Origin of the sequence: Verrucosispora sp. SN26_14.1 (assembly GCF_004307965.1) — a bacterium.
Taxonomy (GTDB): domain Bacteria; phylum Actinomycetota; class Actinomycetes; order Mycobacteriales; family Micromonosporaceae; genus Micromonospora.
Genome location: NZ_SISL01000047.1, coordinates 1 through 23334, shown reverse-complemented (window position 1 = coordinate 23334; position 23334 = coordinate 1). Strand labels below are relative to the sequence as shown.

Here is a 23334-nt window from a genome sequence, read left to right as displayed (position 1 = left end):
GGCTGCTCGGTCGGCGCGGGCGGGGCCTGCCGCCGCCCCTGGACGGCTGGACCGCCAGCCGTGACCTGCCCGAGCCGCCCGCCGAGTCCTTCCGCGAATGGTGGTCGAAGCGGTGAGCGGCCGGGACGTCGTCCTCGGTCGGCTGCGCGCCGCGATCGGCGAGAGCGGAGCCGGCATCCCGGTGCCGCGCGACTACCGGCGGGAGGGTGCAGTCGACCTGGACCTGCTGGTGGACCGGCTGACCGACTACCGGGCCCGGGTGCACCGCGTGCCCGAGACGACGGTCGCCGAGACGATCGCCGACCTCCTGCCGGCGTCCGCGACGGTGGTCGTCCCACCGGGGCTGCCGTCGGCCTGGCTGCCCGCGACGGTGACCGTGCTGCCCGACGACGGGCTCGACAACGCCCGGATCGCCGCCGCGGACGGTGTCGTCACCGCCGCTGCCGTCGCCGTCGCCGAGACCGGCACCGTCGTCCTCGACGGCTCACCCGACCAGGGGCGACGTGTCCTCAGCCTCCTGCCGGACCTGCACATCTGCGTCGTCCGCGCCGCCCAGGTGGTCGCCGGGGTGCCGGCGGCGCTCGCCCGCCTCACCCCGCACCGCCCACTGACCTGGATCAGCGGACCCTCGGCCACCAGCGACATCGAACTCCACCGGGTCGAGGGCGTGCACGGCCCCCGGACGCTGCACGTCATCCTGCTGCCCTGAGGCGTGGCCCGGCCGCTGTCGCGGCGGGTCACAGCGGTGGCGCGGCCGGTACGGGGTTGCGGCGTCCGCCGAGTGCGACATCGAACAGGACGATCGCCAACAGGACCAGGTTGGCGCAGACCACCGCCAGCAGCGGGGTGAGTGCCAACGCGACCGGGGCGAGCACGCCGAGGAGCGCGATACCGGCCAGCAACGGCCAGGCCACCCGGCCGAAGACCTCGTACTCGAAGCGGGTCCGACCGAGGAGGAAGACCGCCGGTCCGCCGACGACGACGGCGAGCACTTCCGGCCCGACCGTCCCGGCCGGCTCGGTGATGATCAGCTTCGCGCTGGCGGCGGCGGTCACCACCCCGCCGATCATCAGCAGGTGGGTGTAGGGCGCGGACCGTGCGAACCGGCCGGGTTCCCGGGCCTTCTCGATGGCCTGGGTCAACTGCGCCGCGGCCCGGTGTACGTAGATCCGGAACAGCAGCGTGGCGCTGGCGAAGGCCACCACGATCGCCGCGGTCCGGTCGGCGGTGACCGGGTACGCGCTGTACGTCAGGCCGGCGACCAGGATGATGTCGCCCAGGGCGATGATGAAGAACTGGTGGTACCGCTCGGCCGTGTGTTCGGCGATCGGGTTGAACTGGGCCGTGCCGATCCGTCGTCGACCGGGGAACGGGTAACCGAACGCGAAGGCCAGGTAGTCGACGGCCGCCGCCCCACCCCACCACCACAGGCGTACGTCACTGTCGGCGAAGGCACCGGCGATCCACCCGACCGAGGAGATCCCGAACCACGCCCAGATCCGCACCGCCCGTCGGCGCGGGATCGGCTCGTGCAACGTCAAAAAGAAGAGGAATCCTCGACCGAGGTGGCTGGCCACGTACGCCCCGGCGAAGATGCCCGCGCGGTCGCCGAACGCGGACGGCAGCGCGGCGGCCATCATCAGCGCGCCGAACATGACGCCGACCGTCACCACCTGGATGACCCAGCTGTCCGGGTTGTAGAGGTCGGTGACCAGGGTGGTCAGCACCCACACCCACCAGACGGCGAGCAGCACGACGACGGCCTCGGCGACGCCGCGCCAGGTCAACTCGGTCACCAGGGTCTCGGACAGCAGCGCGAGCGCGACGACGAAGACGAGGTCGAAGAAGAGCTCCAGGAAGGTGGCCCGGCGCGGGGCGGCGGCACTGCGGAGCAGGCTGTTGACAGAGGTCATCGCGGTATCCGGCCGTCGGCCGGCACCGTCACCGCGGATTCCCCTTGCGTCTCCATATGGGCTATATCGTATGAATGTCCCGGCTGTCAGGTGCGCGGTCCGTCGAGTACGCGCCTCCTCCTCGCGCGAACCGTGCCGACTCGCGCCGACCGGGCCCAAAGGGCCGGGCGCGGTCAGCGCAGACATCCACTGTCTGCTATATATGGGAACGCTTCCACAGGCGGTCGACGGGCCCGTGTCCCACCGTCCCGCCTGGGCACCCGTGACGCACCGGAGGTCGGACGCCGGGTGCCCGGCGGCGGACCGCCGCAGTGGCGACCATCGGAGGACAGGCATGCGCACACTTCTCGCCGCGTTGACCGCCGCGCTGACGCTCGCCGTCATGGCCGGCAGCGTCCCGTCCGACGCCGCGAACGCCTCGCAACGCGGCTCCTGCACCCGGCACCTGCTGTTCTGCGAGGACTTCGAACGCCTGCCGCGCGGCGGTGCCAGCAGCCTGAACTGGGGCATCGACACCCGCAACGGCACGCTCACCGTGGAACGCACCCACCGGGGCAACCAGGTGCTGCACGTCCACACCGTCGACAACGGACGCGCCTTCCTGCGCGTCGACGACTTCGCCGCACCGGGCAACCGCTTCTACGGCCGGATGCGGCTGCGCGTGGACGCCTTCCCCACCGCCCCCGACTGGGCGCACTTCACCCTCGTGGAGGCCACCGGCAGCGGCAGCACCGAAGTCGTCCGGCCGGTCGGCGGCCAGTACGCCCCCACCGTCCCCGGCATCTTCTGGGGCGTCGGCGCCGACGGCGGGCCGACCGGCGACTGGACCAACTGGCGGGAGTCGGCCCCCGTGGTCGAGGACACCTGGCAGTGCTTCGAGTGGAAGATCGACCCGACCGACAACCGCGTCACGGTCTGGATCGACGGGGTGGCGAACCCGGAGCTGACCGCCTCCACCACCGAGCACGGCGGCAACGACGTGCCGTTCATCCTGCCGAACGTCAACACCGTGAAGATCGGCTGGCAGCTCTACCAGGGCGGCACCACCCCGGGTGCGTTCGACCTCTGGATCGACGACATCGCCCTGGCCAGCCACCGCCTCGGCTGCTGACCCACCCTGCCGGCCCCGGGGCTCCACCCGGCCCCGGGATCGGCTACCACTGCAACGTCTGGACCTCCGTGTACTCCAGCACCCCCTCCAGGCCGAACTCCCGGCCGATCCCGGAGCGTCCGAAACCGCCGAACGGCAACCGCACGTCCGGGGTCGCACCGTCGTTGACGCTCACCCGTCCGGCGCGCAGCCGCTCGGCCACCGCGACGGCCGCCACCCGGTCGGCGGACACCACCGCACCGGCCAACCCGTATGGTGAGTCGTTCGCCAGGGCCACCGCCTCCTCGTCGGTGTCGAACGGCATCACCACCGCGACCGGGCCGAAGATCTCCTGCCGGGCGACGGGGTCGTCGTTGCCGACACCGGTCAGGACCACGGGTTCGTGGAAGAAGCCACGGCCGTCGACGCCGACCGGTCCACCGTCGACGACCGCCCGGGCGCCCCGGGCCCGCGCCGCGCGGACCGCGGCGTGCACCTCGTCCGGCGAGGCGGGCGCCACCCGGGCCAGGACCCGGGCGTCGATCGGGGAGACGACCTCAGCCATCACTGGTCCCTTCGTCAGCGGCCGGGGTGCGCGCCCGGCGATCCGGGTCCATCGACCCGGTGAGGTGTTCGGGCACCCAGACGTCCAGCACGGCCGGTACCCGGTCGCGCTGCACGGCGGCACGGGCCCGGTCCAGGGCGGCGGTCAGATCGGCCGCGCGCACCACCCGCTCGCCGTAGCAGCCCTGCGCGCGGGCGTGCGCGGCGAAGTCCGGCGACGGGGTGAGGTGACCGCCGAGGACCGTGGGTTCGGCGACGGCCAGACCGTCCGGGTAGTGCGCGGCCAGCGTGGTGGTGCCGGTGCGGTACCCGCCGTTGTTGACCACGACGGTGACGATCGGGGCGTCGTGCTGCTGCTGCAACCACAGGCACGAGTCCGGCGAGCCGAACAGGTAGGAGCCGTCCCCGGTGACCGCGACGGCGTGCGCGCCACCGGCGGCGATGCTGGCGCCGGTGGCCGCGGCCACCGACCAGCCGAGGCTGGAGCCGCCCTTCTCGAACAGGGTGCCCGGCTTCGTGCGGCGCACCGCCGTGGTGTCGAAGACCTCCCAGGTGAGCAGGTCGTCGGGGTGCAGGTGGGCGTCCAGTGCCGCCGCGATCAACGAGGGGGTGGGCACACCGCCGGCCGCTCCCCTGCCGGCGGTGTGCCGCTTCGTGCCGACGCCCGGGGGGCGCCCGCGGCGCTGCCGCACCGTGTCGGCGTCGCCCGAGCCGACCTCGCCGAGCACCGCGGCGAGGAACGCCGCCGGGTCGGCGGTCGTGCGGGCGTCGGCCCGCAACTCGTACAGCGGGACCCGGCTCTCGATCGGGTCGGGTCCCACCCAGCCGATCCACGCGTCCTCGGCGGGCTGTTCCAGTGCGGGCATCCACGGCACCGGGTGGTCCAGCACGACGACGACGTCGAACTGGTCCAGCGGCGCGCTGGTGTGCCACGGGTTGTCGTCGGGCAGGTTGACCCGGTAGCGGGAGGCGCGCACCTCCACGCCCAGGGTGTCGGCCAGTTCGGCGAGCAGCCGTACCGCGCGGGGGTTCTCGCCGACCCGGTCGGTGACCACCACCGGGCGGCGGGCGGTCCGCAGGCGGCGGGCCACCTCGCTGACCACGCCGGGGTCGCCGGGACCCAGGGTCGGCACGCCGAGCGCCTGGGCGCTGGGCACCCGGTCGCCGACGGGCACCGGGTGGCGTCCCACCTCCTCCGGCATCGCCAGATAGACCGGCCCGCGTCGGGGTGCCAGCGCGACCTGCAGGCCACGCGCCACGACCAGGGCGGCGTCGTCGAGGGCGGAGAGCTTGTAGTCCCACTTGACGTACTGGCGCACGATCGCGCCCTGGTCCCAGCGCTGCTGCTTCCAGAACACCGGCGAGGTACGCGATTCCGCGCGGGTCGGCGGATACCCCGACATGATCATGATGGGGTGGTCGCCCCACATGGCGTTGTGGATCGCGCCGCCGTGGTGCAGCAGACCGAGGTCGGCGTGGGCGGCCGTCATGCTGGGTCCACCGGAGACCATGGTCTCGCCCATCGCCGCGGTCAGCGCGACGTGCTCGTGCGGACAGGTGATGATCTCCGGGGTCGGCTCGCCCTTCTGGCGTGCCTGCGCGCCGGCCTCCTGAAAGGAGGTCAGCTCGGAGCCGCTGTTGAACCAGAGCCGGCGTACGCCGCTGGCGGCCGCCGCCGCGAGGACCGCGGCGGCGCCACCGACGGCGGCCGGGTCGGCCGTCACAACTCCCTCGCGCGGGCGAGGTAGTCCGGGTAGATGAGCTTCTCGATCGGCGCGGCGGAGTTGACCAGCTTGGCCTTGACCAGGCTCTCCTGGCCGGTGAGCCAGGTCTGCGGGTCCATCTGCAGGGTGTTCTCCGGGCCGGCGGCCTGCCAGCTCTCCACCAGCAGGGGCAGCTCGGCGCGGGCCTGGGCGGCGTCCGCCTCCGGGTTGTACGTGCGCAGGTCGTTGATGACCTGCTCCCAGTTCTCCTCCTTGCTGGCGTAGTCGATGGCCTTGAGTACACCGGCCAGGAACCGCACCGGCATGTCGCTGTCCGACTCGACCATCTTGAGGCTGGTGTTGTACGAGTCCGAGGGCATCGGCGCGTGCTCGTCGGTGCTGAAGAAGACGACCTCGCCGATCTCCTTCTGGATGGTGGCCCGGTCGGTGTTGACGCAGATCCAGGCGTCCACCTCGCCCCGGCGCGCCAACTCGTACGCGGCGGTGCCGACACCGGTGACCGGACGCTGCACCGACCCGGGGTCGATGCCCGCGTTGATCAGCATGACGTCGAGCAGGTTCTCGGTGGCGCCGCCGGTGGAGACGATGCCGCAGGTGCGTCCGGCGAGCTGGGCCGGGCTGCGGATCGGGTCGTCGGGCAGGGACACCACCTCGAACTGCGACTTCTGCCGGACGCTGGCGATGCTGACGAACGGCGCGTCCTCGTTGGCCACCGCGATGATCGCGTTGATGCCGTTGGCGCGGGTCATGTCGGCCGAGCCGCCGAGGACGGCCTGGATGGCGGTGGCGGTGCCCTGCCCGCCCTTGATGTCCAGGTTGAGGCCGTGCTCGGCGAAGTAGCCGCGCTCCTTGGCGACCATCGTCTCCACGAAGCTCAACGTCAGGCCGGAGGCGGTCATGTACGAGCCGTTCAGGCTGCCGTCGGCGTTGACCTGGTTGTCGTCGCCGCCGCAGCCGCTGAGCATCAGGGTCATGCCGCCGGCGGTGGGCAGCAGCAGCCCGGCGGAGGCGCCGAACCGCAGGAGCGAGCGCCGGGAGACCGGCGCGCCGAAGGAGGGGTTATGTGTCACGGAGGACTCCCGGGGCGAGGAAGGTACGGATGGGGTGACGGATTCGGGCAAGGAGAGGTCCGCCAGTGCCGCGTCGCGGCGCCGACCGGGTCGTGTGGGGTGTCGTCAGGTGAGGGCCGGGCCGTCGGTCAGGGGCGGCGGCGCGGCTGCACGGACTCGTGCCAGGGGATCAGCAACCGGCGGGCGCCGGTGACGATGCTGTAGAGGGTGAAGCCGAACAGGGCCATGATCAGGATCGCGCCGAACAGCTTGTCGACCTGGAGGTTGTTCTGCAGGTTGACCGCGTACCGGCCGAGGCCCTTGTCACCGCCGAGGTACTCGCCGACGATCGCGCCGATGGTCGCCTGGACGACCGCCAGCTCCATGCCGGCCAGGATGAAGGGCATCGTGTACGGCAGGTCGGCCTTCCAGAACCGTGTCCACCGCGACGCCTTGAGCGTCGTCATCAGGTCGTGCATGGAGCCCGGCACCGACCGGACACCGAACGAGGTGTTGATCAGCAGCGGGAAGAAGGCCAGCAGCGCGGCGATGACCACCTTGGAGGAGGGGCCGAAGCCGAGCCAGAGGATGAACAGCGGCACCAGCGCGACTTTCGGCACCACCTGGGTGGCGACGATGAACGGCCGGACGATCCGGTCGAACAGCGGCGACTTGCCGATCATCAGGCCGAGCCCGACGCCCAGCACGATCGCCAGCGCCAGACCCATCATGACCTCGTAGAAGGTCGTCCAGATGTGGGTCCGCCAGACGAACGGGTCGACGATCTGCTCGCTGAACGCCTTGAACACCGCCTCCGGCGGCGGCAGCACGAAGCGGGACAGGTCGGTGACCTCGACGTAGATCTTCCACGCCACGAGGAACAGTGCGATCAACAGGGGGCTGGTGTAGAAGGACAGCCACCGGTTGTTGCGCAGCCGCTCTTTCCAGGTCGGCGGTGGTGGCTTCAGCAACTCTTCGGCGGAGGGTGTCGGCGCCGGCTGGCGCTCTTTAGTGGCAGTCACTGTGCGGCACCTCGGTATGCGGTCAGGCCGAGACGGCGGATCGGTTGTCGGGGTCCTGCACCGCGCCGATCTGTCGACGCAGCTCGGCGGCGAGATGGCGGAACTCGGCGGTCTCGGTCATGTCGATGGTGCGCGGCCGGGGCAGCGTCACCTCGGTGATGGAGTGGATGTGGCCGGGCTTGGTCCCCAGCATCACGATGCGGTCGGCGAGGAACACCGCCTCGGAGACGGAGTGCGTCACGAAGACGACCGTCTTGCGGTTCTCCAGCCAGATGCGCTGCAGCTCGGAGTTCATCATGTCGCGGGTCTGCGCGTCGAGCGCGCCGAACGGCTCGTCCATGAGCAGCACCTGCGGGTCGTGTGCCAACGCGCGGGCGATGGAGACCCGCTGGCGCATGCCGCCCGACAACTGGTGCGGGTGCTTTCCCTCGGCCTCCGGCAGGCCGACGAGTTCGAGCATCTCGCGGACCCGCGCGGTGCGTTCCCGGCGGCCGACGCCGGCCATCTCCAGCGGCAGGGCCACGTTGGCGGCGGCGGTCCGCCAGGGCATCAGGGTGGCCTCCTGGAAAACGAAGCCCAGGGGGCGGTCGCCGTCGGACCGCGAGCCGTGGTCGAGGCTCACCCGGCCGACGGTCGGGCTCTCCAACTGACCGATGATGCGCAGCAGGGTGGTCTTGCCGCACCCGGAGGGCCCGAGCAGCACGACGAACTCGCCGTCGGCGATGTCGAGCGAGACGTCGCTCAGGGCGAGCATCGACTGCCCGCCGGCGCCGGCGAAGACCTTGCTGACGCCCTCCACTTTGATCGCACTCATGGGCTACCCCTGTCACCGACCGGCCCGCGTTTGATCGCGAGATTGTTCGCTTGTGCAGTACGCCGTTCTGTTGGTGCGAACGTAAGCTATGTTCGGCGGCAAGGTCAATGGCCTGTAGGACCCGACTCGGCATCATCGATCCGGATCAATCCCCTGATTTGGGAGAAAACCTCATGAAGTACCCCCCGTGGCGGACCGCGGTGCTGGTCATCGACATGCAGAACGACTTCTGCTCCCCCGCCGGGGCCATGGCGACGCTCGGCGCCGACGTCGGTGTCAACGCCGATCTGGCCCGCCGGCTGCCCGGATTCCTGGACCCGGCGCGGACCGCCGGCTGCCTCGTCGTCTGGGTCCGGCAGGCCGCCCACGACCAGCTCGTGTCACCGGCCCGCCGTGCCCGCGCCGAGGCGATGGGCCGCAGCCCGCTCAGCGTCTGCGAGGCGGGCTCCTGGGGCGCCGAACTGGCCGACGGGCTACGCCCCGCGCCCGGCGACTGCCACCTGGAGAAGACGCGCTACAGCGCCTTCGTCGGCACGCCCCTGCACAACCTGCTGCGGGCACACGAACGCGACCACGTGGTGGTGGTCGGCACGGCGGCCAACGTCTGCGTCGACTCGACCGTGCGCGAGGCGTACATGGCCGACCTGGCCGTCACCCTGCCGACGGACATGGTCGGCTGGACCCGCCCGGACCTGGCCGAGCCGGCGATCCGCAACCTCGGGTTCTACTTCTGCGAGACCACGACCTCGGCCGAGCTGCTGTCGGGCTGGTCGGCCGAGGCACGGGCCACCTGACGGCGAGGACTGCGACGCTTGGCCGGTGGCGCGGCCTCGGCCGACTCCGGGGCGGACTGGTAACCCAGCTCGGCGCTGACCTGGCGGGCCGCGTCGGCCACCAGATCGCCGTACTCGGTCAGCAGGCGCGAGGAGAAACGGTCCTGCGGGCCGCAGAGCGACAACGACCCGTAGACCTCGCCGGAGGCGAGCCGGATGGCCGCCGCCACGCTCGCCGCACCCGCCTGCCGTTCACCCCGGCTCACCGCGTAGCCCTGCCCGCGTACCGCCCGCAGGTCCTCCCAGAGCTGCTCGACGGAGGTGATGGTGGCCGACGTCATCGACACCAGCTCATGCGTGGACAGATACTCGGACACCTCGGCGTCGGGCAACGCCGCCAGGATCGCCTTGGACGACGAGCCGGCGACCAGCGAGTGCCGGGAACCGAGCGTGACCGACATCCGGATCTCGTGCGGCGAGAGCACCTGGTCGGTGTAGACGCGCACCCAGCCCTGCCGCATCGACAGCGTGGCCGTCTCCCCGGTGATCTCCACCAACCGTCGCATGTGCCGGTTGGTGGTCGCCTGCACGTCGATGGCGCGCAGCGCGGCCAGACCGGCGGCCAGCGCCCCCGGTCCCAGGCGGTAGCGCCGGGTCTCCTCGTCGAAGGTGACGAACTGGTTGGCCGTGAGCTCCTTGAGGATGCGGTGGGCCACCGCCTTGGGCAGACTCAGGTCCCGCGCGACGGTGGAGACCCCGACCATCTCGGGGCTGCGTTCGGCGAGCAGGTCGATCACGGCCAGCGCGCGACCCAGGCCGCTCGCGGTGTAACGGTGGCCGTCCGCCGGCTCACTCACCGGCACCGCTGACTCCATTCGACAGTGACCTCTCGTGCGTGCCGTCGGGCGGGCACCGGCGTGCGGCGCCTAGTGCTGGATCCCGAGCATACTGACCCGCCGCAGATACGCTCGGGCCTCCTCGGCGTTGTCGGCCACCGCCCGCAGCCGGACCAGCCGCTCCCGGCGCCCGGCCAGGTCGGCCGCGTCCGCCGAGGTGCGGTTCTCGGTGGTGGTCGGCTGCACGAAGCGCTCGGCGATCGAGCGGCGTCGCTGCGCGTACGCGGTGGTCGCGGTCTCCTGGTCGGACTCGGCCAGCGCGGCGGCCACCGCCATCGCGTCGTGGATGCCGGAGTTCAGGCCCATGCCCCCGGTCGTGCTGCTCAGGTGGGCGGCGTCGCCGGCCAGCAGGACCCGACCGATCCGGAACGAGCCGGCCAGCCGTTGGTGGCTGCGGTACATCTGGTGCTGGTGCAGCGGCAGCAACCCGTCCGGCGGGGTCGGCGAGCCCAGCAGCAGCTCCACGGCGGCCAGAAAGTCCGGGTGCGTGCCGGTCGACGGTTCGTCGTCGACCCCGGTGTTCGTCGACAGCGCGGCGCGCCAGATGTCCGGGGTGCGGATCAGCGAGAACCGGCCGCGCGGGCCGGACCAGTAGCCGACCTCGCTCAGGTCGGGCACCGCGTCCTCGAACCGGAACGGCGTGGCCACCACCAGGCTCATCGACGGGTACGTGAAACCGGGGAACGGCACGTCGAGCAGCTTGCGGGCGATGCTGTGCGCCCCGTCGGCGGCCACCGCCCAGTGGCACGACACGGTACGCCGCCCGCCGTCGACGGCCACCTCCAGCTCGACGCCGGTGTCGTCCTGGCGCAGCCCGACCACTTCGTGGCCGAAACGCAGGTCCACGTTCGGTGTCTCGGCGACCGCCCGACGCAACTGCCGGACCAGCTTGTACTGCTCGTACTGGAGCCGGAACGGGTAGCGTGTCTCGCCCTCCAGCAGGTCGTAGGAGAACTGGGCGGACTCGGTCAGTTCGAGGTCGCGGTAGTCCAGCCGGCGTACCCGGACGGCCTCGGCGAGCACCGGCGCGGCCAGGTCCAGCTCGTCGAGCAGTTCGAGCGTCGGCGGGTGCACCGTCGAGCCGCGCCACTCCGAGCGCACCTCGTCATGGCCCTGTTCCAGCACGACCACACCGATGTCGTAGCGGGCCAGCGCGAGGGCGGTCACCATGCCCACCGGTCCGCCGCCGAGGACGACGACCGGTGCCTGCACCGAGTGGCTTGGCGGCACGTTCACTCCTTCCGGCCGGCGGGACCGCCGGCGATCTGCGTCGGGGCGGTGCCGTCCAGGACGGCGGCCAGGTGCCGCAGCGCCGGACTCGGCGACTGCGTCGCCAGGTGCGAGGCCCCAGCGGTCCGCAACGACTGCCAGGCACCGGCCAGGTTCGAGGAGAGCACCGGCACGGGTGAGCGCGGCACGACGTCGTCGAGTACGTCCAGGCTCGGCGCGCCGGTGCCGGTCAGCAGCACCGCGTGCCCGTCGGCGGCGGTCGCGCCGAGCGTGTCCAGCACGCGGTGCACGGTGTCGCCGACCGTCGTCGAGGAGAGGTCGTAGATGGCGCCCGTGCCGGGCACGGCCACCACCTCGGTGACCGTACGGCCGGTCGTCCGCCAGAACGCCGCCGCCTGCGCGGTGAGCCAGTCCGGGTACGGCGACACCAGGGTCAGTGACCGTACGGCGAGACGGTCGAGCACCTGCCGCACGGCGCTCGCGGCACCGACGACCGGGCTGCCGAGCCGGTCGCCGGCGGTCCGGTCGACGTGGTCGGCGTCGGCGTGCCGGGGCCGGTAGTAGCAGCCGGTGCAGGCGACGTAGGTGGCCCGCAGGTCCAGTCCCCGCAGCGTGGCGGCGGTCTCCGGCAGCAGGTCGGCGTACCGGTCGAGCCGGTCGGCGAGGGAACCGTCGACGACCGGGAGCCGGGCCACGTGGTAGCGCAGCCGTGGCGGCAGCAGGCGGCGCAGTTCGGGCTCGACGGTCGGGTTGGCCGGCGGGACGATGACGCCCAGAGCGGTCTCGACCACGACACCCCCATCAGAATGTTCGACTGAGCCGTACGCCGTTCGACGTACTGGAACGATAGGGGGTGCGGCGGGACGTGGTCAACCCACCCGACGGGCGCGTCCGCGCACGCCAGAGTAGGGGTGAGGACCGGGAGAGGTCAGAGACCGCCGCCGACGCGCAGCACCGCGCCGCTGGTGTAGGAGGCGTCCGGGCCGAGCAGCCAGGCGATGGCCGCCGCGACCTCGTCGGGCTCCCCGGGACGACCCAGCGGGATCCGGCCGGCGGCACGCTCGGGCCGGTCCGGTTGCCCGGAGAGGGCGTGGATGTCGGTGCGGATGATGCCCGGCGCCACCGCGTTGACCCGGATGCCCCGCGGGGCCAACTCCTTGGCCAGGCCGACGGTGAGCGCGTCGGTGCCGGCCTTGACCGCGGCGTAGTGGACGTACTCGCCGGGACCGCCGAGGGTGGCGGCGACCGAGGAGATGTTGACGATCGCACCGCCGGCCGCCATCCGCCGGGCGGCCTGCTGCGCGCAGAGCACGTAGCCGACCAGGTTGACGTCGACCACCTCCCGCAGGTCGTCCAGGCGCAGCTCGGTGAAGGGGCCGATCGGGCTGGTGACGCCGGCGTTGTTCACCAGGCCGGTGAGCGGGCCGAGGGCCTCGGCGGCGTCGAACAGGGCGGCCACCTGGTCGGGCTCGCGGGTGTCGGCGGGCACCGCGACGGCACGTACCCCGGTGGTGTGCAGCTCGGTCACGACGGCGTCGGCGGCGGCGTGGTCGCGACGGTAACCGAGAGCGAGGTGGTGGCCCGCGCGGGCCAGCCGCCGGGCGGTGGCCGCGCCGATGCCGCGACCGCCGCCGGTGATGACGGTGACCGGTGCCATTGATCGTCTCCCCTGCCCCGAGCCGGTGTCGGCGACGTTACCGGGGCGCTGACCGGCGCCGGTAGCCGGGTGTGGCCGAGGACACGGCCGGTGATCGGGCGTGGCATACGCTCTCGCCGACGACGGTGTCGAGTGAGGAGCGCACATGGCGGGTGTGAGTGTCGGGGAACTGGTCGAGGACTTCGCGCTGCCGGACGAGACCGGCCGCCTCCGACGGCTGTCGGAGTTCCTGGCGGACGGGCCGGTGGTGCTGTTCTTCTACCCGGCCGCGATGACGCGCGGCTGCACCGCGCAGAGCTGCCACTTCCGTGACCTGGCGGCGGAGTTCGCCGCGGTGGGCGCGCAACGGGTGGGCATCAGCCGGGACCCGGTGCAGCGGCAGGCCGAGTTCTCCCGCCGCAACGACTTCGACTTTCCCCTGCTGTCCGACCCCGACGGCGCGGTGGCGGACCGGTTCGGGGTACGACGGCGGCTGCCGTTGGGCGCGTTGAGCACCCGACGGATGACCTTCGTGATCGGCACCGATCGACGTGTCGTCGAGGTGGTGCACAGTGAACTGGACATGAACCAGCACGCGGACCGGGCGCTGAAGGCGTTGGGGGGCTGATCTTCAGGTTGTCGCCGGGGACTGGTATCAAAGCAGGCGACTGAACACGTGTACGACGGATGAGGGAGCGCGATGGGTGTCGCTGGCCAGGGTTTGTCCGATGACGAGGTGCGCGGCATCCGAGAGGCGTTGGCCGCGGGACGCAAGCCGAAGGTGGTGTTCACGGCCTCGGCCGGTCAGATCGCCGGGCAGATCGGCCAGGTGGTCGAGCTGACCGACCCGGCGGTGTCCGACGAGTACGTGGTGGTGCGCTTCGGCCGCGACGAGTTGCCCTTCTCCCCCGCCGACGTGGCGGTGGCGCCCCGGGGTGCCGGCCGCCGACCGGCCGAGCCGAAGGTGGAGCCGGCGCCGGTCGAGCCGCCGGTGGCGGAGCCGGAGTTCGTGCTGGACCGGGTGCCGCAGCCCCGGCGCGAGGAGCCGGGTCGACAGGAGGAGCCGAAGGTGGAGACGGTCGAGTCCAAGCCCGCTGCGCGGCGGCCGGTCAAGGCGGCCAAGCCGAAGGGACCGGCCGGATTGACGGTCACCCTGGCGTACGCCGAGGGCGAGTGGACGGTGGCCGCGCAACAGGGCGGCAAGGTGCTGGCCAAGCCGTACGTGCTCAAGCCGGCAGAGGCGCTGCGGATGGTGGCGCTGGTCGACGTGCCCGGTGTGCACGAGGCGGTGGAGCAGATCCTGACGTCGGAGCGGTCCGAGGCCGAGCGGCAGGCCGAGAAGCTGCGGGCCGAGCTGGCCGAGATCGAGGCCCGGCTGGCGGAACTGCGCGAGGCGGGCTGACCCGGCACAGGTGAACGTGGGGCCCGGGACAGCGGTCGTCCCGGGCCCCACGTGTCTGCTCGCCCGGGTCAGGCGGTGACGGTGCTCGGCTCGTGCCGGACCGGGAAGTTCACCGAGTTGGCGATGAAACAGACCCGGTGCGCGTGGTCGTGCAGTGCGGTTGCGGTGTCGGTGTCGGCGGGGTCGGCGAGGGTGACCCGGGGACGCAGGACGGCCTCGGTGAAGTGGCCGCTGCCCGTGGCGTTGTCGGTGGTCATGCTGCCGGTTGCGGTGTCGACGTAGTCGGTGACGACGATGCCGTTGTCGGCGCAGAGGTGCAGGTAGGCCAGCATGTGACACTGGGACAGCGCGGCCAGCAGGAGCTGCTCGGGGTTCCACCGGGTGCGGTCGCCACGGAAGGCCGGGTCGGAGCTGCCGGCGATCGGGGGCGGGCCGTCGGCGGTGACGTCGTGGTCGCGTCGGTAGGCGCGGTAGCCGCTGGTGCCGGTGCCGAGGTTGCCAGTCCAGGTGACGGTGGTGCGGTAGGTGTGCTGGTGTGGCATCAGGTCATGGTGCCGGATCGGCCCGGGACGCGGGGTCCCGGGCCGATCCGGTCAGTGCTGCGGGATGTGCGTGACGCCGATGCGCTTGCGGAAGACCCAGTACGTCCAGCCCTGGTAGGCGAGCACGATCGGGGTGAAGAACACCGCCACCCAGGTCATGATCCTCAGCGTGTAGGGGGTCGAGGCGGCGTTGGTGGCGGTCAGCGTGCCGGCCGGGTCCAGCGTGGAGGGCATCACGATGGGGAACAGGGCGGCGAACAGGGTCGCCACGGCCAGGCCGATGGCCAGCGCGGTGCCGGTGAAGGCCCAGCCCTCACGACGGACGCGGGCGGCGGCGAGACCGCCGAGCAGCGCCAGGGCGGCGCCGGTGGCGAGCACCACGGCGGTGGGGCTGGAGCGGATGGTCAGGGTCCAGGTGAGGAACGCGACCGCCAGCACGGCGCTGACCACGCCGAGGCGTACGGCGAGGGTGGCGGCACGGCCCCGGATGTCGCCGACGGTCTTGAGGGCGATGAAGACGGCGCCGTGGGTGGCGAACAGCGCCGCGGTGGTCGCGCCGCCGAGCAGCGCGTACGGGTGCAGCAGGTCGACCAGTCCGCCGACGAACTCGTGGTCCGCGTCGAGGGGTACGCCGCGCAGGATGTTGGCGAAGGCCACGCCCCACAGGATCGCCGGGATGAGCGAGCCGAAGAAGATGGCGTTGTCCCAGCGGCGCTTCCAGGACGCCTCGGGGCGCTTGTGGCGGTACTCGAAGGCGACGCCCCGGGCGATCAGGGCCAGCAGGATGAGCAGCAGCGGCAGATAGAAACCGGAGAAGAGGGTGGCGTACCACTCGGGGAAGGCGGCGAACATCGCGCCACCGGCGGTGATCAGCCAGACCTCGTTGCCGTCCCAGACCGGCCCGATCGTGTTGATCATGACGCGGCGTTCGCGGTCGTCGCGTCCCAGGACGGGTAGCAGCATGCCGACGCCGAAGTCGAAGCCCTCCAGGATGAAGTAGCCGGTGAACAGCACGGCGACGAGGAGAAACCAGATGGTGGTCAGTTCCACGGTGGGGCTCCGGGTCAGTAGGCGAACGCGAGCGGGCGGTCCGCGTCGTCGTCGGTGTCGTCGGGTTCCGGGTCGGGCGTGACGTCGGGGACGCCGGCCTTCGCGTACCGGATCAGCAGTTTCACCTCGACCACGGCGAGGACGGCGTAGATGATCGTGAAGGCGGCGAAGCTGGTGAGCACCTCACCCAGGGAGACGCTGCGGGACACGCCGTCGCGGGTGAGCATCTCGCCGAAGACGATCCAGGGCTGGCGGCCCATCTCGGTGAAGATCCAGCCGAAGGAGTTGGCCAGCAGCGGCAGGACCGGCATGACCAGGCCGGCGCGGAGCAGCCACCTGCCGCGCGGCGTACGCCCCCTGCGCTGCGACCAGAGCACGAGCAGCGCGATGGCGGCGGCGGCGAGCCCGAAGCCGATCATGAATCGGAAGCTCCAGTAGGTGACCGGGATGATCGGCGTGTAGCTGCCGGGGCCGTACTGGGCGGTGTAGAGAGCCTGGAGGTCGTTGATGCCGTGCACGGTGCCGTTGGGGTCGCCGGTGCCCAGGTACGACAGCAGGTACGGGATCTTGATGGCGAACAGTTCCCGGCTGCCGTCGAGGCTGCCGATGGTGAGCACGGAGAACGAGGCGGGGCTCTCGGTGTCGTAGAGGCCCTCGGCGGCGGCCATCTTCATCGGCTGCACCTCGGTCATGATCTTGCCCTGGATGTCGCCGGTGATCACCACGACGGCGGCGGCGACCAGGGTGACCCAGGAGCCGAAGCGGGCCGCGAACCGGTACGCCGGGGTGTCCTCGCTGTCGGGGCGGCGGATCAGGTGCCACAGGGCGACCGCCACCAGCAGCGATCCGGCGACCAGGAATGCACCGGCGATGGTGTGCGGGAAGGTGATCAGGGCGACCTTGTTGGTGAGCACGGCGACGAAGTCGGTCAGCTCCGCGCGTCCGGTCTCCGGGTTGATCCAGTAGCCGACCGGGTTCTGCATGAACGAGTTGGCGGCGAGGATGAAGTACGCCGACAGGTTGGTGCCGATCGCGGCGGCCCAGATGCTGGCCAGGTGCAGGCGTTTCGGCAGCCGGTCCCAGCCGAAGATCCACAGGCCGATGAAGGTGGATTCGAGGAAGAAGGCGACCAGTGCCTCGATGGCGAGCGGGGCGCCGAAGATGTCGCCGACGAAGCGGGAGTAGTCGCTCCAGTTCATGCCGAACTGGAACTCCTGCACGATGCCGGTGACCACGCCCATCGCGAAGTTGATCAGGAACAGCTTGCCGTAGAACTTGGTGAGCTTGAGGTACTTCTCGTCCCCGGTGCGGTGCCAGAGGGTCTGCAGGATGGCGACCAGGACGGAGAGTCCGATGGTCAGCGGTACGAAGAGAAAGTGGTAGACGGTGGTGACACCGAACTGCCAGCGGGCGACGTCCAATGCGTCCACCTGCGACCCCCAGGGCTGCTGATACTACGAGACGTAGTAAATACTACAGCTCGTCGTACGACGTGAGGTAGGGGCTGGCGACCCGAACCGTCCCGGGACCAATGACCCTGATCACCTCTGCCGTGCGACCCCCCTGTCCGGCACCGGTGGCTCCCGCCGTGCGACCATCACCGGCTGTGGACCACGCCCACTCCCCCTGGCAGCCGCCACTGATCTGGCGTACCGCCCAGCTGCTCGCCCGCGTCGTGGTCGGCGCGCTGGCCCGGCTGGAGGTCACCGGCGACATCCCCGCGCACCTGCGCGACGGGCCGCTGATCCTGGCCGCCAACCATCTCAGCCCGTTCGACCCGATCGTGCTCGCCGCCGCCTGCCGCAGCCGGCGGATGGCGCCCCGGATCATGGCCACCGGGGGGCTGTTCCGCGCCCCGGTGATCGGCGCCGCGATGCGCCGCGCCGGGCACATCCGGGTCGACCGGGGCACCACCGGCGTCCACCGGGCCCTGGACGACGCCGCCGCCGCGGTCGCCGCAGGCGCGCCGATCCTGGTCTACCCCGAGGGACGGATCGGCCTCGACCCGGGCCTGTGGCCCGAACGCGGCAAGACCGGCACCGCCCGTCTGGCGCTGACCTGCGGCGCGCCCGTCGTGCCGGTGGCGCAGTGGGGCTCGCACGAGGTGCTGCCGTACCAGGCGCCCAAGGGTCTGCTCGGCGGCGTCGCCCGCGCGCTGGTCCGCCGTCCCACCGTCCGGGTGCACTTCGGCGACCCGGTCGACCTGACCGACCTGCGTCCGGGTACGCCCGGCGTCGCCCGCCTGGCCACCGACCGGATCATCGACGCCCTCACCGACACCCTCGTGCCGCTGCGCCGGGACGAACCCGACCGGCCCCGGCACGTCGACCCGGGCCGCCCGGTGGACACCAGCCGCTCCCACCGACGCCGCCCCGCCCCCGGCTGACCGGCACCGCCCGGTGCGCGCCGCTGTCCGGCGGGTGGCGAGGCCGGATCAGCCGGCCTGCTGGATCGCGCGCAACACCTCGGTGACCGCCGAGGCCACCGGCGCGACCGGCGTCGCCAGCGCCGCCAGGCGCTGCAGCAACGCCGTCACCCGCGCCGGTTCCGGATGCGGCCGGGCCAGTTGCGCCCGCAGCTCCGTGGCGACCGCGCGGGCCGGGTCGTCCAACTCGTCCCGGTGCCGGTCGAGCACCTCCACCAGCCGGGTCACCAGCGCCGGGACGTCCACGCCGGGCGCGGTGGCCCAGAGCGCGCCGCCGACCGCCGACGCACCCGGGCCGACGGCCTGGTTACCGACCTGACTGACCCCGCCGGACTGCTGGATGCCGTAGTTCGCCGACGTCTCCGACATGCGCCTCTCCCCTGTGTCTCACACCGGCCGTGGCCGCTCACCGCCACCGGCCGGTGGCGGCTGGCCGTGCTGCTCGGCCCGGGCACCGGACCCCACCGCCTGGTTGCCGACCACGCTGAGGCCGCCGGTCTGGACGATGCCCTGGTTGAGGATCATCGTCTGGCGGCTGCGGAACTCGGCGGTGTCCAGGCCCCGCTCGTCGAGGAAGTCCACGATCGCGGCGAGAACGTGCCGCTCCACCACCTTCAGGTGCTTCGCCGCGTCGAGCACCTGGAAGTAGTTGTGGTAGTCGGTGCCGGTCGCCAACTCCCGCACCCCGACCCGGGCGCCGTGGTCGTACCCGAGGTCCTCACGGGCCAACCGCCGCAGCCGCGCCTGTCGCGCCCGGTGCCGCAGCGCGTGACCCAGGTCGGTCAGCAACCGGCCGGCGGCACCGACGGCGGTCGGCACCAGGCGGTCGGTGGCGACCGCGAGCATCTGCACCAACTGCCGCGCCGACATCCAGTCGGTCAGCCGGTCCACCTCGTGGTACGCCCACCGGGGCGGCTCCAGCACCGTGCGGGCGCACTCCAGATAGAGCAGCTTCCCGTCGGTGGAGAAGTGCAGGAACGTGCCCGCCACCACCTCCGCGCCCCAGGACGGCACCAGCGCGCAGAGGTAGTGCCGGGCCGCGCCCTGCGGGTTCGCCGCCACCTGGCGGATCTCCTCCGGGGTGAAGCGCTGACGCGGCGCCCGTTCCTGGTCCGGCAGCAACCGGTGGTCCCCGGTCAGCAGGTGGCCGCCGACGAAGACCCGGTCCTCCAGCGTCAGGCCGGCCAGCCGGTCCGCCCCCAGGCCGGCGTCGAGCGAGGCCAGCCGCCCGCGTACGTGGTCGATCAGCTCCAGCACGGTGAACGGCGCCGGCTCCGGCCGCTCCGGCCGCTCCGGTCGGCTCAGCCCGGTGACGTGCTCGGCCGGGCGGATCGGCAGCGCGAACGACCATCCGGCCACCGGTGTGCCGTGCCCGACGAACGGCACGTACCCGCCGTAGACGGTGACGTTGCCGTGCTGGGCCTCGTCGACGGCGGCCAGCCGGTCGGCGTAGCGGGACGGCAGGGACACCTCGTCGGGCGCCGTCGCCAGGAACCGGTCCCGCCGCAACCGGGTCAGCAGCAGCCAGCGGGTGCCGTGCAGATGGATCGCGAGTGCCAGGAACGCGGCGATCCCGGCCGGCAACGCCAGCCACGGTCGCCCGACCAGCCATCCGGCCGGGCTGGACCCCACGACGGTGACCAGGTGGAACTGGATCAGCAGGACCAGGGCGCTCAGCGCGACGACGATCATGCCCAGCAGCGGACCGAGCATCCGCTCCCGGGTCGGGCGGAACGGGGTCAGGGAGGTGCCGACCCGCATCGCGCCGATCACCAACAGGGTCCACAGCGGGGCGAGCAGCACCGCCAGGCCACCGAAGACCAACAGCCGCAGGTCCCGGCGACGACGCCGGTGGCGGGCCACCAGGCAGTGCCGCAGCACCGGCGAGACGTCGAAGCCCACCGAGGGCGCCACCGCCCGCAACTCGTCGCCGAGCACCTCGTCGAGCACCCGTTCGGCGAACCGCTCGTCGGTGTGCGCGGCCACGCACAGGTAGCGGGTCGCCTCACTGTGCACCGGCGGCGGCGACGGGCGTTGCCCCGGCACCAGCGGATCCGTCCGTGCGGTCATCTCGGCCAACCCCCGTCCACCCGGCGCGGACGCGCCTCGGATCGTGTCGCGGCCACCGCCAGCAGCGGGCCGTAGAACAGCCCGGCCTGCAGCGCGTCGGTGACCGTCACGCTCATCCACCGCTGCGGGTCGCTGGACAACACGAGATCGTCGGGCACGAGCAGCATGCCGACGAGCGCCCCGCCGAACGCGGCGAGCACCGTGGCCACGCCGACCACGCCGACGACCGCGCACATCCGGTAGACCGCAGACGGCGCGGGTCGGTCCGCCAGCCAGCGCAGCAGCCACACCGTGCCGGCGACGAACAGCAGCGTGCGCAGGTTCTCCGAGATCCAGTAACCGACCATCGGAGGCTGCGCCGGTGCCAGCTCCCACCGGGGCCAGGTCACCGCCCAGAGCAGGACGCGAAGCAGCTCCGCCGCCAGCCCCGGCACCCCGTCGGCGGTGGGTAGGTCGGCGGCCCACCCTCGGACCAGTTCGGCGCCCCACCGGCTCCCGCCGGCCACCGCCACCGCCACGAACAACCAGGCGCCGGCGGGTGTCCGGCGCGGCTGCGGCGACTGGTCCGGCGGGGTGACCCGGGGCGGCAGCGGATCGACCGGGTGCGCGGTCAGCGTCGACCGGGGCGCCGTCGGCGGTCCGGGCTGTGGGAACGGCTGCCACGGCATCACTGCCCCATGGTGAACGTCGCGCAGCGCGTTAGGATGATCACTGTCCGGAATCCGGCACCGGCGACGGGCACCCGTCGGTCACCGGTCGGTCGTCCGCAGGCCACCGGCGGCGGGCATACTGCGCTGCGTGCCCTCCGGTCACCCGTACCTCGACGCCCCGACGCCGCTGGCCTTCGCGCACCGGGGCGGTGCCGGCGACGGCGACGAGAACACCACGGCCGCCTTCGCCCGCGCCGTCGAGCTGGGCTACCGGTATGTGGAGACCGACGTGCACGGCACCGCCGACGGCGTCGCGGTGGTGTTCCACGACCACACCCTCGAACGGCTCACCGGGCAGCGCGGCCGGCTCTCCGCGCTGCGCTGGGCCGACCTGGCCACCGTACGCGTCGGCGGGGCCGCCGCCGTGCCCCGCCTGGACGAGGTGCTCGACGCCTGGCCGCAGGTGCGCTTCAACATCGACGTGAAGTCCGACCCGGGCGTGGCACCGACCGTGTCCACGGTGGCGCGGGCCGGCGCCGGTGACCGGGTGCTGCTGGCCTCGTTCAGCGACGCCCGGCTGACCCGGCTGCGCGCCCTCACCCACGGTCGGGTCGCCACCAGCCTCGGCGTACGCGGGGTGGCCCGGCTGCGCTGGTCCTCGCTGACCGGTCGGCCGCTGCGGTTGCCGCCGTCGGTGGTGGCCGCGCAGGTGCCGGTGCGGTTCGGCCGGATACCGGTGGTGGACCGCCGCCTGCTGCGCACCGCCCATCGACTCGGCGTGCAGGTGCACGTCTGGACGATCGACGAACCTGACGAGATGCACGAGTTACTTGATCTCGGTGTGGATGGCATCATGACCGACCACGTCGGCGTGCTGCGCGACGTCTACCGCAGCCGCGGCCACTGGGCCGCCTGAACACCCCGGGCAAAGGACCCCACATGGCCGAGACGGCGACCCCTGCCGCGCAGGACGACACCCCGCAACCCGCCAGCACCCGCCGCGAGCGCACCGGCTGGTACATCTACGACTGGGCCAACTCGGCCTTCCAGACCACCGTCATCACGGTGTTCCTCGGGCCGTTCCTGACCAGCGTGGCCAAGATGGCCGCCGGCTGCGAACTCGGCGCCGACGACTGCAGCGGGTACGTCTACCCGCTGGGCATCAAGGTGGCCGCCGGCTCGTACTACCCGTACCTGATCTCGCTGTCGGTGCTGCTGACCGTCTTCGTGCTGCCGGTGATCGGCGCGATCGCCGACCGGTCGCTGCACAAGAAGCGGCTGCTGGCCAGCACCGCGTTCACCGGCGCCGGCGCGACCATCGGGATGCTCTTCGTCACCGGCGACCGGTACCTCCTCGGCGGCGCCCTGTTCATGATCGCCAACATCAGCTTCGGTGCGGCGATCGTGGTCTACAACTCGTTCCTGCCGCAGTTGGGCGGGCCGGACGAACGCGACGGCATCTCCAGTCGCGGCTGGGCGCTGGGCTACCTCGGCGGTGGCCTGCTGTTGGCGTTCAACCTGGTCGCGGTGCAGTCGTTCGACAACGGCACCCCGGAACGCACCCTCGACCTGGCGCGCTGGTCCATCGTGTCGGCGGGCGTGTGGTGGGCGGTGTTCACCCTGGTGCCGCTGCGCTGGCTGCGCGAGCGTCCCACCGCCGCGGCGGTGGCCGCCGGTCCCGGCGGCAACGTGCTCACCGACGGGTTCCGGCAACTGGGCCGTACCCTGCGGGAGATCAAGGCGTACCCGCTGACGCTGTTCTTCCTGCTGGCGTTCCTGGTCTACAACGACGGCATCCAGACCGTCATCACCCTGGCCAGCCAGTACGGCACCGAGGAACTGCGGCTGGACCAGAGCACCCTGATCGTGACGATCCTGCTGGTGCAGTTCCTGGCGTTCGGGGGCGCGCTCGGCCTCGGCTGGCTGGCCGGGCGGATCGGCGCGTGGAAGACGATCCTGCTGAGCCTGGTGCTGTGGACCGCGGTGATCCTCGGCGCGTTCCGGCTGCCGGCCGAGGCACCGGTGCCGTTCATGGTGCTCGGCGCCGCCATCGGCCTGGTCCTCGGCGGCAGCCAGGCGCTGAGCCGATCGCTGTTCAGCCAGCTCATCCCCGCCGGCAAGGAGGGCGAGTACTACGGCTTCTACGAGATCAGCGACAAGGGCACCAGTTGGTTGGGGCCGCTCGCGTTCGGTCTGGTGTTCCAGCTCACCAACTCCTACCGGGTGGGCCTGGTCTCCCTGCTGATCTTCTTCGTGGTCGGGTTCCTGCTGCTGCTGGCGGTGCCGATCCGGCGGGCGATCGTGGCCGCCGGCAACACGCCGCCACGGGTGCTGTGAGGCACACCGGCGGGCCGTCGGTGGACCGGTGGGCGCCGTCGATCGGCTAGGCTGCCGGTCCGTGACGAGCGCCGGAGACCCCGTACCCACCTGCCTGGCCCGCCCCCGGATGGCCGGTCCGGGCGACCCGTCGGCCGGGTGCGTGGC

The 23334-nt window shown here is 72.1% G+C and carries 25 protein-coding genes; 9 read left to right on the top strand and 16 right to left on the bottom strand.

Annotated elements, in window-relative coordinates:
• The first annotated feature begins 2 nt into the window (after positions 1–2).
• Both EYA84_RS07505 and EYA84_RS07500 read left to right on the top strand, forming a co-directional pair.
• Positions 3–116: a lactate utilisation protein LutB domain-containing protein gene (locus tag EYA84_RS07505; RefSeq protein ID WP_343232760.1), complete on the top strand. Its 114-nt coding sequence runs from the start codon at positions 3–5 to the stop codon at positions 114–116.
• Positions 98–709, top strand: coding sequence for an LUD domain-containing protein (locus EYA84_RS07500; protein WP_131052292.1), 612 nt, complete (start codon positions 98–100; stop codon positions 707–709). The genes EYA84_RS07505 and EYA84_RS07500 overlap by 19 nt, the downstream gene beginning before the upstream one ends.
• A gap of 28 nt (positions 710–737) precedes the next feature.
• Here EYA84_RS07500 and EYA84_RS07495 read toward each other — a convergent pair whose 3' ends face one another.
• Positions 738–1913, bottom strand: coding sequence for a low temperature requirement protein A (locus tag EYA84_RS07495; protein WP_161594923.1), 1176 nt, complete (start codon positions 1911–1913; stop codon positions 738–740).
• Positions 1914–2247: 334 nt separating this feature from the next.
• On the opposite strand from EYA84_RS07495, the gene EYA84_RS07490 reads away from it, so the two are divergent.
• On the top strand, positions 2248–3024 hold the full coding sequence (locus tag EYA84_RS07490) for a hypothetical protein (protein ID WP_131052290.1): 777 nt from the start codon (positions 2248–2250) through the stop codon (positions 3022–3024).
• A 43-nt stretch (positions 3025–3067) separates the two neighbouring features.
• On the opposite strand, the gene EYA84_RS07485 is transcribed toward EYA84_RS07490, so the two are convergent.
• From EYA84_RS07485 to EYA84_RS07465, 5 genes are all read right to left on the bottom strand, one after another.
• A complete protein-coding gene (locus EYA84_RS07485; protein WP_131052289.1) occupies positions 3068–3568 on the bottom strand; it encodes an aldehyde dehydrogenase family protein in 501 nt (166 codons plus the stop codon).
• Complete coding sequence (locus EYA84_RS07480; protein ID WP_131052288.1) at positions 3561–5291, bottom strand: thiamine pyrophosphate-dependent enzyme; 1731 nt, start codon at positions 5289–5291, stop codon at positions 3561–3563. Before EYA84_RS07480 ends, EYA84_RS07485 begins: the two co-directional genes overlap by 8 nt.
• Positions 5288–6361, bottom strand: a complete 1074-nt coding sequence (locus EYA84_RS07475; RefSeq protein ID WP_131052287.1) for an ABC transporter substrate-binding protein — start codon at positions 6359–6361, stop codon at positions 5288–5290. The genes EYA84_RS07480 and EYA84_RS07475 overlap by 4 nt, the downstream gene beginning before the upstream one ends.
• A 128-nt stretch (positions 6362–6489) precedes the next feature.
• Positions 6490–7362, bottom strand: coding sequence for an ABC transporter permease (locus EYA84_RS07470; RefSeq protein WP_131052286.1), 873 nt, complete (start codon positions 7360–7362; stop codon positions 6490–6492).
• 22 nt (positions 7363–7384) lie between these two features.
• Positions 7385–8176 carry an ABC transporter ATP-binding protein gene (locus tag EYA84_RS07465; RefSeq protein ID WP_131052285.1) on the bottom strand — a complete coding sequence of 264 codons (792 nt, stop codon included), beginning with the start codon at positions 8174–8176 and terminating at the stop codon, positions 7385–7387.
• Positions 8177–8349: 173 nt separating this feature from the next.
• Here EYA84_RS07465 and EYA84_RS07460 point away from each other — a divergent pair, with 173 nt between their 5' ends.
• Positions 8350–8970 (top strand): cysteine hydrolase family protein, encoded by a 621-nt coding sequence (locus tag EYA84_RS07460; protein WP_161594922.1) that lies wholly within the window; start codon positions 8350–8352, stop codon positions 8968–8970.
• Here the strand turns inward: EYA84_RS07460 and EYA84_RS07455 are convergent.
• The 4 genes from EYA84_RS07455 to EYA84_RS07440 all read right to left on the bottom strand — a co-directional run bounded on the left by EYA84_RS07455 (position 8901) and on the right by EYA84_RS07440 (position 12732).
• Positions 8901–9812 (bottom strand): IclR family transcriptional regulator, encoded by a 912-nt coding sequence (locus EYA84_RS07455; protein ID WP_236145642.1) that lies wholly within the window; start codon positions 9810–9812, stop codon positions 8901–8903. The two genes, EYA84_RS07460 and EYA84_RS07455, sit on opposite strands and share 70 nt — an antisense overlap.
• Positions 9813–9875: 63 nt before the next feature.
• Positions 9876–11075, bottom strand: a complete 1200-nt coding sequence (locus EYA84_RS07450; RefSeq protein WP_131052282.1) for an NAD(P)/FAD-dependent oxidoreductase — start codon at positions 11073–11075, stop codon at positions 9876–9878.
• Positions 11076–11077: 2 nt separating this feature from the next.
• Positions 11078–11866 carry a hypothetical protein gene (locus tag EYA84_RS07445; protein WP_131052281.1) on the bottom strand — a complete coding sequence of 263 codons (789 nt, stop codon included), beginning with the start codon at positions 11864–11866 and terminating at the stop codon, positions 11078–11080.
• Between the two features lie 137 nt (positions 11867–12003).
• Complete coding sequence (locus EYA84_RS07440) at positions 12004–12732, bottom strand: SDR family oxidoreductase (RefSeq protein WP_131052280.1); 729 nt, start codon at positions 12730–12732, stop codon at positions 12004–12006.
• Between the two features lie 145 nt (positions 12733–12877).
• On the opposite strand from EYA84_RS07440, the gene EYA84_RS07435 reads away from it, so the two are divergent.
• Positions 12878–13339 (top strand): peroxiredoxin, encoded by a 462-nt coding sequence (locus tag EYA84_RS07435; RefSeq protein WP_131052279.1) that lies wholly within the window; start codon positions 12878–12880, stop codon positions 13337–13339.
• 72 nt (positions 13340–13411) lie between these two features.
• Positions 13412–14113 carry a hypothetical protein gene (locus EYA84_RS07430; protein ID WP_131052278.1) on the top strand — a complete coding sequence of 234 codons (702 nt, stop codon included), beginning with the start codon at positions 13412–13414 and terminating at the stop codon, positions 14111–14113.
• Positions 14114–14181: 68 nt separating this feature from the next.
• Here EYA84_RS07430 and EYA84_RS07425 read toward each other — a convergent pair whose 3' ends face one another.
• The 3 genes from EYA84_RS07425 to EYA84_RS07415 are packed head-to-tail and all read right to left on the bottom strand — an operon-like array spanning position 14182 to position 17135.
• On the bottom strand, positions 14182–14655 hold the full coding sequence (locus EYA84_RS07425; protein WP_131052277.1) for an OsmC family protein: 474 nt from the start codon (positions 14653–14655) through the stop codon (positions 14182–14184).
• 51 nt (positions 14656–14706) lie between these two features.
• Positions 14707–15705: a cytochrome d ubiquinol oxidase subunit II gene (gene cydB, locus EYA84_RS07420; protein WP_131052276.1), complete on the bottom strand. Its 999-nt coding sequence runs from the start codon at positions 15703–15705 to the stop codon at positions 14707–14709.
• A gap of 14 nt (positions 15706–15719) precedes the next feature.
• Positions 15720–17135 carry a cytochrome ubiquinol oxidase subunit I gene (locus tag EYA84_RS07415; RefSeq protein ID WP_131052275.1) on the bottom strand — a complete coding sequence of 472 codons (1416 nt, stop codon included), beginning with the start codon at positions 17133–17135 and terminating at the stop codon, positions 15720–15722.
• A gap of 176 nt (positions 17136–17311) precedes the next feature.
• On the opposite strand from EYA84_RS07415, the gene EYA84_RS07410 reads away from it, so the two are divergent.
• On the top strand, positions 17312–18091 hold the full coding sequence (locus EYA84_RS07410) for a 1-acyl-sn-glycerol-3-phosphate acyltransferase (protein ID WP_236145641.1): 780 nt from the start codon (positions 17312–17314) through the stop codon (positions 18089–18091).
• A 48-nt stretch (positions 18092–18139) separates the two neighbouring features.
• Here EYA84_RS07410 and EYA84_RS07405 read toward each other — a convergent pair whose 3' ends face one another.
• From EYA84_RS07405 to EYA84_RS07395, 3 genes are read right to left on the bottom strand one after another with little or no spacing between them, the layout of a single operon-like run.
• Positions 18140–18499, bottom strand: coding sequence for a hypothetical protein (locus tag EYA84_RS07405; RefSeq protein ID WP_131052273.1), 360 nt, complete (start codon positions 18497–18499; stop codon positions 18140–18142).
• 18 nt (positions 18500–18517) lie between these two features.
• Positions 18518–20200, bottom strand: coding sequence for a hypothetical protein (locus tag EYA84_RS07400; protein ID WP_131052272.1), 1683 nt, complete (start codon positions 20198–20200; stop codon positions 18518–18520).
• Positions 20197–20868, bottom strand: a complete 672-nt coding sequence (locus EYA84_RS07395; protein WP_131052271.1) for a hypothetical protein — start codon at positions 20866–20868, stop codon at positions 20197–20199. The genes EYA84_RS07400 and EYA84_RS07395 overlap by 4 nt, the downstream gene beginning before the upstream one ends.
• Positions 20869–20998: 130 nt before the next feature.
• Between EYA84_RS07395 and EYA84_RS07390 the strand changes: the two genes are divergently transcribed.
• Positions 20999–21766, top strand: a complete 768-nt coding sequence (locus EYA84_RS07390; RefSeq protein ID WP_131052270.1) for a glycerophosphodiester phosphodiesterase — start codon at positions 20999–21001, stop codon at positions 21764–21766.
• Between the two features lie 23 nt (positions 21767–21789).
• The gene (locus tag EYA84_RS07385) at positions 21790–23187 is read left to right on the top strand and encodes an MFS transporter (protein ID WP_131052269.1); all 1398 of its coding nucleotides are present in this window, start codon (positions 21790–21792) and stop codon (positions 23185–23187) included.
• Positions 23188–23334: the final 147 nt, after the last annotated feature.

What these genes read in the sequence shown, in the direction of transcription:
- EYA84_RS07425 (WP_131052277.1), bottom strand. Translation starts at nt 14,655, where the DNA reads ATGCCACACCAGCACACCTACCGCACCACCGTCACCTGGACTGGCAAC.
- EYA84_RS07440 (WP_131052280.1), bottom strand. Translation starts at nt 12,732, where the DNA reads ATGGCACCGGTCACCGTCATCACCGGCGGCGGTCGCGGCATCGGCGCG.
- EYA84_RS07405 (WP_131052273.1), bottom strand. Translation starts at nt 18,499, where the DNA reads ATGTCGGAGACGTCGGCGAACTACGGCATCCAGCAGTCCGGCGGGGTC.
- EYA84_RS07460 (WP_161594922.1), top strand. Translation starts at nt 8,350, where the DNA reads ATGAAGTACCCCCCGTGGCGGACCGCGGTGCTGGTCATCGACATGCAG.
- EYA84_RS07490 (WP_131052290.1), top strand. Translation starts at nt 2,248, where the DNA reads ATGCGCACACTTCTCGCCGCGTTGACCGCCGCGCTGACGCTCGCCGTC.
- EYA84_RS07430 (WP_131052278.1), top strand. Translation starts at nt 13,412, where the DNA reads ATGGGTGTCGCTGGCCAGGGTTTGTCCGATGACGAGGTGCGCGGCATC.
- EYA84_RS07485 (WP_131052289.1), bottom strand. Translation starts at nt 3,568, where the DNA reads ATGGCTGAGGTCGTCTCCCCGATCGACGCCCGGGTCCTGGCCCGGGTG.
- EYA84_RS07435 (WP_131052279.1), top strand. Translation starts at nt 12,878, where the DNA reads ATGGCGGGTGTGAGTGTCGGGGAACTGGTCGAGGACTTCGCGCTGCCG.
- EYA84_RS07495 (WP_161594923.1), bottom strand. Translation starts at nt 1,913, where the DNA reads ATGACCTCTGTCAACAGCCTGCTCCGCAGTGCCGCCGCCCCGCGCCGG.
- EYA84_RS07400 (WP_131052272.1), bottom strand. Translation starts at nt 20,200, where the DNA reads ATGACCGCACGGACGGATCCGCTGGTGCCGGGGCAACGCCCGTCGCCG.
- EYA84_RS07465 (WP_131052285.1), bottom strand. Translation starts at nt 8,176, where the DNA reads ATGAGTGCGATCAAAGTGGAGGGCGTCAGCAAGGTCTTCGCCGGCGCC.
- EYA84_RS07500 (WP_131052292.1), top strand. Translation starts at nt 98, where the DNA reads ATGGTGGTCGAAGCGGTGAGCGGCCGGGACGTCGTCCTCGGTCGGCTG.
- EYA84_RS07385 (WP_131052269.1), top strand. Translation starts at nt 21,790, where the DNA reads ATGGCCGAGACGGCGACCCCTGCCGCGCAGGACGACACCCCGCAACCC.
- EYA84_RS07395 (WP_131052271.1), bottom strand. Translation starts at nt 20,868, where the DNA reads ATGCCGTGGCAGCCGTTCCCACAGCCCGGACCGCCGACGGCGCCCCGG.